The organism is Arthrobacter sorbitolis (genome assembly GCF_054510995.1).
On sequence record NZ_JBTNDM010000015.1, the window covers coordinates 43,772 to 52,834 of the forward strand.

Consider the following 9,063-nt stretch of genomic DNA (forward strand, 5'->3'; position numbering starts at 1 on the left):
AATGATTAATTCGTCATGGAGGGGAGCGCTCGGTGCGGCGCTGTCGGTAGGGCTGATCGCCTCACCGATGATCGCACTGCCAGCCGTCGCGGTGGAGACACCACCGGCGACGGCGTCCGTCGCAGGAGACGGCATCATCATCAACGAGGCGTTCATCTCGGGCGGCTCGGCAGGAACGCCGTTCACCAACAAGTACGTGGAGCTCTACAACCCGAGCGATGCGCCGGTCAGCCTGGACGGCTGGTCCCTGCAGTACCGCGCACCGGGATCCACCGCCGCGCCGGGTGCGACAGCGCTCCGCGGCACCATCCCGGCCAAGGGCTACTTCCTCATCCAGGGTGGCACCAATGGCACCGCGGGGTCCGCGCTGCCCGCCCCTGACCTCACGACGGGCTTCAACCCCGGCGCCCCCGGCGGCGTCCTCGTGCTCGCCAACCAGGCCACGAGCGTCGGCGCACTGCCGGCGGGCAGTATCGTCGGCACGCCCGGCGTCGTCGACGCCCTGGGCTACGGTACGGCCACCGCCTTCGAGGGCACCGTCGCCACGACACCCGGTGCGGGGAGCACGAGGTCCACCAACCGCACGGGCTTCAGCGACACCGACGTCAACGGCGCCGACTTCACCCTGCAGGACACGACGCCGATGAACAGCGCGGCGACCCCCGGCGGCTCCACCCCGACCCCCACCCCCACGCCCACGCCGGTCCCCCCGACGCCGGGCACCGTCACGGCCATCCGCGACATCCAGGGCACGGGGACCGCCACCCCGCTCTCCGGCCAGACCGTGACGACGCGCGGCAAGGTCACCGCCGCCTACCCCTCGGGCGGGTTCGCCGGCTTCTACCTGCAGACCCCGGGCAGCTCGGCAGCCGCCGATCAGGCCGCCTCGGACGCGATCTTCGTCTACTCCCCCGCGACCGTCGGCTCGGTCGCCGTGGGCGACCACGTCGAGGTGACCGGTACCGCCGGTGAGTTCTTCAACCTGACGCAGCTCACCGTCGCTGCCGGTGGCACCACCAGGATCACCGAGGCGGCCGAGGAACCCAAGGCATCGGCCATCGCGCTTCCGGCCACCGAGGCCGCGCGCGAAGCAGTCGAGGGCATGCTCTTCCAGCCCTCCGGCGCCTACACGGTCGCCGACAACTACACCCTCAACCAGTACGGCGAGGTCACCCTGGCCTCCGGTACCGAGCGCCTCCTCCAGCCCACGGACGTCGCACGCCCGGGCACCCCGGAGAACGCAGCGGTCGTCGCCGACAACGCGGCCCGGAGCATCCGGCTCGACGACGGCGCCTCGACCAACTTCTTCACGCAGGCCAACCGCGGCAAGGTACTCCCGTACCTGACCCGGTTCCAGCCCGTCCGCGTGGGGTACAGCGCCGCCTTCACCTCCCCGGTGGTCCTCGACTACCGCAACAGCGCCTGGAAGTTCCAGCCGCTCGCCGAGCTCGACGGCGCGAACCCGGCAGGTGTGCAGCCGGTGCAGTTCGCCGGCGAGCGCCCCGCCGCACCGCAGCCGGTGGGCGGCAACCTGAAGATCGGCTCGTTCAACGTGCTGAACTACTTCCCCACCACGGGTGAGGACCAGACCGGCTGCAGGTACTTCACGGACCGCGCGGGCAACCCGATCACCGTCGACGGCGGCTGCAACTCGCGCGGCGCCGCGGACAAGGTCAACTTCGAGCGACAGGAAGCGAAGATCGTCGCCGCGATCAACGGCCTCGGCGCCGACGTCGTGACGCTCATGGAGGTCGAGAACTCCGTGCGCTTCGGCAAGGATCGCGATGCCGCGCTCGCCACCCTCGTCGAGGCGCTCAACGAGAAGGCTCCCGGCACGTGGGACTACGTCCGCTCCCCGGCAGCCGTCCCCGCCCCCGCGGACGAGGACTTCATCCGCACCGCCCTCATCTACAAGAAGGCCGTGGCGGAGCCCGTGGGCGAGTCGGTCATCCTCAATGACAACGTCGCCTTCTCGAACGCCCGCAAGCCCCTCGCGCAGGCGTTCAAGCCGGTGGGCGGCACGGAGGCGGAGACCTTCGTCGCGATCGTCAATCACTTCAAGTCCAAGGGCTCCGGCCCCAGCTCGGGCGGCAACGCCGACACGGGGGACGGCCAGGGTGCCTGGAACGCCGCGCGCGTCACGCAGGCCCAGGCCCTCGTGGCCTTCGCCGACTCCCTGAAGGCCTCGGCGAAGACGGACAAGGTCTTCCTGACCGGCGACTTCAACGCGTACACCCAGGAGGACCCCATGCACGTCCTCTACGAGGCCGGGTACGTCAACCAGGGCGAGAAGGACGACAGCTACTCCTACGTCTTCTCGGGTCTCAGCGGCTCGCTGGACCACATCCTGGCCTCGCCCGCGGCGGACGCCGCGGTCACCGGCGTGGACACGTGGAACATCAACTCGGTCGAGTCGGTCGCCCTGGAGTACAGCCGGTACAACAACAACGTCACCGACTACTACGTGGCGGACCAGTACCGCGCCAGCGACCACGACCCCGTGATCGTCGGCCTCGACCTCGCACCCGCACCCGTGGACACCACCGCGGAACTCAACCTGCTGAACATCAACGACTTCCACGGACGCATCGACGCCAACACGGTGCGCTTCGCCGGGACCGTCGAGAAGCTGCGCGCCGAGTTCGGCGACGACAAGACCGCGTTCCTCTCCGCCGGTGACAACATCGGCGCGTCGCTCTTCGCCTCCTCACTGCAGGAGGACAAGCCGACGCTCGACGTCCTCGACGCCCTGGAGCTCAAGGCCTCGGCCGTGGGCAACCACGAGTTCGACAAGGGCCTCACGGACCTGACCGGCCGCGTCTCGGATACAGCGGACTTCCCGTACCTCGGGGCGAACGTCTACACCAAGGGCACCACGGAACCCGCGCTCGACGAGTACTCCATCATCACGGTCGACGGCGTCGACGTCGCAGTGATCGGCGTCGTCACCGAGGAGACCGAGTCGCTCGTCAGCCCCGGTGGCATCGCGACCGTCGACTTCGGCGACCCCGTCGAGGCCGTCAACCGTGTCGCGAAGGAGATCGAGGACCAGGACCTCGCCGACGTCATCGTCGCCGAGTACCACGAGGGCGCCGGCGACGGCGTCGTCGAGAAGTCCACCCTCGAGCAGGAGGTCGCAGCGGGCGGCACGTTCGCCCGCATCGTCACCGGGACCACCCCCCTCGTGGACGCGATCTTCACCGGCCACACGCACAAGCAGTACGCGTGGGACGCTCCCGTCCCGGGCGCCGCAGGGAAGACACGGCCGATCCTGCAGACCGGCTCCTACGGAGAGTTCGTCGGCCAGATCACGCTGACCGTCGACAGGCCCACCGGTGACGTCCAGTCCTACACGGCCCGCAACGTCGCACGCACCACGGACGCCGACGCCGCCCTCGTCGCCGGCTTCCCGCGGGTCGCCGCGGTCAAGACCATCGTCGACGCGGCCCTCGCGCAGGCGAACGTCATCGGCAGCCAGCCTGTCGGATCGGTCACGAAGGACATCACGTCGGCCTTCATCGGCACCGTGCGCGACGACCGCGCCTCGGAGTCGACGCTGGGCAACCTCGTGGCCGACTCGCTGCGCGCCAGCCTCTCCTCCGCGGAACGCGGCGGAGCGCAGATCGGCGTCGTCAACCCGGGCGGGCTCCGCAACGAGCTCTACTACGCACCCGACGGCGTCGTGACCTTCGCCGAGGCGAACGCCGTGCTGCCGTTCGTGAACGACCTCTGGACCACCACCCTCACCGGTGCGCAGTTCAAGGCGATGCTCGAGCAGCAGTGGCAGCCGGACGGCAGCTCGCGGTCCTTCCTGGCCCTCGGCCTGTCGGACAACGTGAGCGTCACCTACGATCCCGCGCTCGCGCGGGGTTCGAGGATCACCTCCGTCTTGATCGACGGCGCGCCGCTCGACCCGGCGAAGGAATACCGCGTCGGTACCTTCAGCTTCCTGGCCCAGGGTGGCGACAACTTCACGGTCTTCCGTGAGGGCACCGACACCCGCGAGTCGGGTCTCGTGGACCGTGACGCGTGGATCGACTACATCAAGGCGAACAGCCCGCTGTCGCCGTCGTTCGACCGCCGCAGCGTGCAGGTGCAGGGCGCTCCGACCGCGGTGAAGGCCGGCGCGGCCGTCTCCTTCACGGTGTCGAAGCTGGACCTCACCTCGCTCGGCAGCCCGGCGAACACCACGCTGGCCGCGAGCTTCGTGGCCGCGAACGGCACCGTCACGCAGCTCGGGTCCTTCCCGGTCGCCGGCGGTACCGCGACGGTCGACCTCACGGTCCCGACGACCGCGAGCGGGCAGGGGCGGATCGTCCTGACGGCCTCACCGAGCGCGACCACGGTCACCCTTCCCGTGACCGTGGAGGCGGCACCCCAGCCGGAGGTTCCCGTCAAGCCCGAGAAGCCGGAGAAGCCCGTCAAGCCGGTCAAGCCCGAGAAGCCGGTCAAGCCCGTCAAGCCCGTCAAGCCGGGCAAGCAGGACTGATCCGAGCCGGCGCTTCCGGTCGACGGCGCCTGGGCGGGCTACCTGGCGGACCATGAGCGCTGTCCCCGCCGGGTGACCGCCCCGAGCGCCTGAGGCCGGGCACCAACGAGAGGAGGGGCCTCCACCACCCGGTGGGGGTCCCTCCTTCTCTGCGCTCCGGGTGCCGGGCTCGGTCCCGTCGGACTCCTACAGCCCGCCCGCGGCCCGCCCCAGGAGCGCGGTGGCGATCACGTCGGCGTCGCGCAGGGTCCTGCCGCCGGCTTCCAGCGGCGCTCCGGCCTCGGCTGCGATGGCCGTCCCCCACTGCACGGAGGCGAGCTGGAGGCCGATGACGAACATCGAGTCCTGGGCCTTCCCGGTCCTGTCGACGGCCCGGTAGGGCGGCACCGTGACGTCCAGTCCGGCGGAGGTCACCGGCACCCCGTCCTCCCCCATGCGGGTCCGCGGACGAACGCTACCGTCCTCGAGGAGGGTGCGCATGAGCGGGGACAGGCTCGTACTCACCCGGTTCGCGGGCATCATGGCCTCCACGAGGTAGCGCGCCGTGAAGGACCCGCCCTGTACCCACGGGGAGGTCGCGCGGAAGAGTCCCTCGTCCTGGTCGAAGCCGAAGCTCGGGTTCGGCCCCACGAAGCGGACGATCCCTGCCCGCACCAGCGCTGCGAGCTGCGCGATCCGCGCCGGCGGCGGCCCGCTGGCGAGGCCCTCGACGAGCGGCTCGAACCATCCGCGGAGCTCGGCGTTCCACGAGGAGTCCGAGATCCCGCCGTCCGCCACGGCCTGCTTGATGACCGACCGCCCGGCGTTCAGGGCGCCGATCGCCATCTTGAGGGGGTCGTCCTCGCCGTCCGCCGATCCGGCGGCGTCGGCGTCGAGGTAGGCGAGGACGGCCGCGGCGAAGTCCTCGCCGTCGGCGAAGCGGCGCCCGGAGAACGGGTGGGCGAGGGCTTCGACGTCGAGCCGGAGGTCCGCGGGGACCGCGCGGGCGACGGCGTCCCCGGCAGCGGCCTCCCAGTCCGGGCCGGCCTTCTCCAGTGCGGTGTCCAGCTCCTCGAGGAACGCGTCCGGTGCGGTCGTGAGCGTCAGCTGCGTGGTCCTGCAGAGCGTCGTGTAGTAGGCACGGAGCACGTCACGGTGCAGCAGCGGCCAGAGGTCGTGATCGAAGCCGGGCTGCACGCCCGACCGCCGGAACGCGAGGACCCGGGCCGGGGTGCAGAACCGCAGCTCGATGCTGCGCGGGATGTAGGAGTCGAGGGACGCCTTCGCCCGGTAGGGCACCCCCCGCCGCGATGCCGCGACGAGCCGGGGCTCGCGGCCGGAGGGCGTGTACTCGAGCCGGCCCCCGTCGGTGGGCGAGAACCGCCCGCCGCGGCCCTCGGTCAGCTGGATCATGGCGTCGAAGAAATTGAGGCCGAGCCCCCGGACCAGGACGGTCTTCCGCGCGGGGAGCCGGTCCCAGGCGACGTCGGCCGGGACGGCGGGGGGCCAGTACTGCAGCCCGTGGCGTGCTGCGACGTCCTGCAGCCTCCCCTGCTCGGGGGTGAGGGTCGCCGCGAGATGCCCCAGCGCCAGGACGACGTCGTCGGCGTGGACCCGGGAGCCGTCGTCGAGGAGGATGCGCCACCGGCCGGTGTCGAGCCGCCGCAGCCGGACAGCCTCCTTGCGGTGGTGGACGACGGCGACGCCGGGCGGGGCCTGCCGCACGACCTCCGCGAAGGTCCAGGCGAGGTACCGGCCGTAGAGCGCCCTGCTCGGGAAGTCCCTCGACGCGAGCCGCGAACACTCGGCGAGGTCGGCGTCGCCCAGTCCGGGGACCAGGCCGTCGTTCACGCGGGTCCGCCAGGTGTCGAAGGAGACGCCGCCGGGCGAGGCCGCGATGCCCGCGGCGGCGGGTCCCACCGGGACGACCGTCGGGTAGAGGCAGGGGGTGTTCATGAGGAACAGCCGCGACTGGTCGGTCTGCCAGACGTGGCCCGGTCCGGGCTCGTAGGGCTCGATCACGTGCAGGACGAGGGTGGGAGCACCGGCGCCCAGGGCGCGGTGTCCGGCGATCAACCGCTCCACCACGGAGGTGCCGCGGGGTCCGCCTCCGATGACGGCCACACGCCTTGCCTCCTGGTTCTCCACGCGTCAAGCCTATCCAACGCGGGCGCGGCCCCGTTCGCCCGGGGGATCGCCCGAGGGAGCGCTGCATAGGATGGGCTGATGACGCACCCGACGGAGACCACCGCGACCACGGACGACCCCTTCCTCTGGCTCGAGGACATCTACGCCGAGAAGGGCCTCGCGTGGGTCCGGGCCGAGAACGCACTGACCGAGGACGCCCTGGTGACGCCGGACTTCGCCGTCCGGGAGCGCGGCATCCTCGAGGTGCTCGACTCCACGGACCGTATCCCGATGGCGGGCAAGCACGGGAACCACTACTACAACTTCTGGCGCGACGCCGAGCACCGCCAGGGCATCTGGCGGCGCACCACGTGGGACAGCTACGCCACCGACACCCCGGACTGGGAACTCCTGCTCGACGTCGACGCCCTGAGCGTCGCCGAGGGGACCGAGTGGGTCTGGAGCGGGGCGCTCTTCCTCCGCCCGGCGGCGGGCGCACCGCACGACCGGGTCCTCGTGGTCCTCTCCCCCGACGGCGGCGACGCCGCGCGCTACCGCGAGTTCAGCCTCGACACCCTGTCCTTCGTCGACGGCGGCTTCGACATCCCGACCGCGAAGAGCCGCATCAGCTGGGCCGGCCCGGACGCGCTCCATGTCGGCACCGATTTCGGGCCGGGGTCGATGACGTCGAGTTCCTACCCCCGGACCGTCCGGACCCTGCAGCGCGGGAGCGGACTCGCTGCGGCCGAGCAGTACTTCGAGGTGGACGAGGACCACATGATGGCCCTCGTGCTGCACGACTCCACTCCGGGCTTCGAGCGTGACATCGCCGTCGACACCATCGATTTCTACACGCGCCGCACCTACCTCCGGCAGGACGGCTGGCGCCTGATCGAGGTGCCGGAGGACGCGAGCATCTCGCTGCACCGGGAATGGCTGATCGTCCGGCCGCGCACGGACTGGGTCGAGGCCGGGACCACCCACGCCGCCGGTTCCCTCCTCGTCATCGCGCTGGACTCCTTCCTCGCCGGTGGGCGCACGTTCTCGACCGTCTTCTCCCCCGATCCGTCCACGTCCCTGCAGTCCTGGAGCTGGACCCGGGACCACCTCCTGCTGAACCTGCTGCGCGACGTGTCCTCCGAGATCCGCATCCTCGATCCCTCGAAGGACTGGAGTGCCGACCTGCTCGATGCCTGCCCGCCGCTGCACTCGGTCGACGCCTATGCGGTCGACGACGAGGACGACGAGACAGGCAACGACTACTGGCTCATCGCCACCGGCTTCCTGACGCCGTCGACGCTCTTCCGCGGGACCATCGGCGGCGACCACACGGCCGTGAAGTCCTCGCCGTCCTACTTCGACGAGGACCGCTTCACCGTCGAGCAGCACTTCGCGATCTCGAGCGACGGCACGCGCGTGCCCTACTTCCAGCTCGCGTCGAGGGACCTGGTGCTCGACGGCGGGAACCCCACCCTCCTGTCCGGGTACGGCGGCTTCGAGCACTCGATGACACCCGCGTACAGCGGCGTGATCGGTCGCGGCTGGCTCGAACGGACCACGGAGGACGGCCGGCACGGCGTGTACGTGCTGGCGAACATCCGCGGGGGCGGCGAGTACGGGCCGCAGTGGCACCACGCAGCGCTCCATGCGAACCGGCACCGCGCCTACGAGGACTTCGCGGCCATCGCCGAGGACCTCGTCCGACGCGGCGTGACCTCGCCGGCACTCCTCGGCTGCACGGGCCGCAGCAACGGCGGCCTGCTCGTGGGCAACATGCTCACCACCTATCCGCACCTGTTCGGCGCCATCTCGTGCGGCGTGCCCCTGCTCGACATGCGCCGCTACACGAAGCTGTCGGCCGGCTACTCCTGGATCGCGGAGTACGGCGACCCGGACAAGCCCGAGGAGTGGGAGTACGTGCAGACCTTCTCGCCGTACCATCTGCTCCGCGACGACGTCGCCTACCCGAAGACGCTCATCTGGACGGCGACCAGCGACGACCGGGTGGGCCCGGTGCAGGCCCGGAAGATGGCGGCGAAGATGAAGGACCTCGACATCCCGGACGTCTGGTTCCACGAAGCGCTCGAGGGCGGGCACGCGGGTGCCGCCGACAACCGGCAGGCGGCGAGGATGCATGCGATGAGCTTCGAGTTCCTCTGGCGGGCCCTCACCGGGTCGCTCTGACACGACCGCGCGCGACCGCCCGCCCGGCCGTTCCTGGCCGGCTGCCGGGCCGGTTTTGCTCTTGCCGTCCCCTTCTGGGTAACCTTGGGAGGCTAGAGATAGCCGAGGAGACGTGCCAGAGCGGCCGAATGGGCTTCACTGCTAATGAAGTGTGGGCCTAAAGCCTACCGGGAGTTCAAATCTCCCCGTCTCCGCCGATAGAGCCCCGCAAACGCGGGGCTCTTTTCGTTAACCTTCCCAAGCGCCGGCCGGACCTTCCCAAATGGTTGAAACTGGTGCACAAA

At 70.7% G+C, this 9,063-nt stretch carries 3 protein-coding genes and 1 tRNA gene; 3 read left to right on the plus strand and 1 reads right to left on the minus strand.

The window, feature by feature from the left end:
• Window position 1: 1 nt before the first annotated feature.
• Window positions 2–4,489, plus strand: a complete 4,488-nt coding sequence (locus tag ACX80K_RS16600) for an ExeM/NucH family extracellular endonuclease (RefSeq protein ID WP_459273004.1) — start codon at window positions 2–4, stop codon at window positions 4,487–4,489.
• Window positions 4,490–4,675: 186 nt separating this feature from the next.
• Here ACX80K_RS16600 and ACX80K_RS16605 read toward each other — a convergent pair whose 3' ends face one another.
• The gene (locus ACX80K_RS16605; RefSeq protein WP_459273005.1) at window positions 4,676–6,616 is read right to left on the minus strand and encodes an FAD/NAD(P)-binding protein; all 1,941 of its coding nucleotides are present in this window, start codon (window positions 6,614–6,616) and stop codon (window positions 4,676–4,678) included.
• A gap of 78 nt (window positions 6,617–6,694) precedes the next feature.
• Here ACX80K_RS16605 and ACX80K_RS16610 point away from each other — a divergent pair, with 78 nt between their 5' ends.
• The gene (locus tag ACX80K_RS16610; RefSeq protein ID WP_459273006.1) at window positions 6,695–8,779 is read left to right on the plus strand and encodes a prolyl oligopeptidase family serine peptidase; all 2,085 of its coding nucleotides are present in this window, start codon (window positions 6,695–6,697) and stop codon (window positions 8,777–8,779) included.
• Window positions 8,780–8,885: 106 nt separating this feature from the next.
• A tRNA-Ser gene (locus ACX80K_RS16615) sits at window positions 8,886–8,973 on the plus strand.
• Window positions 8,974–9,063 lie beyond the last annotated feature (90 nt).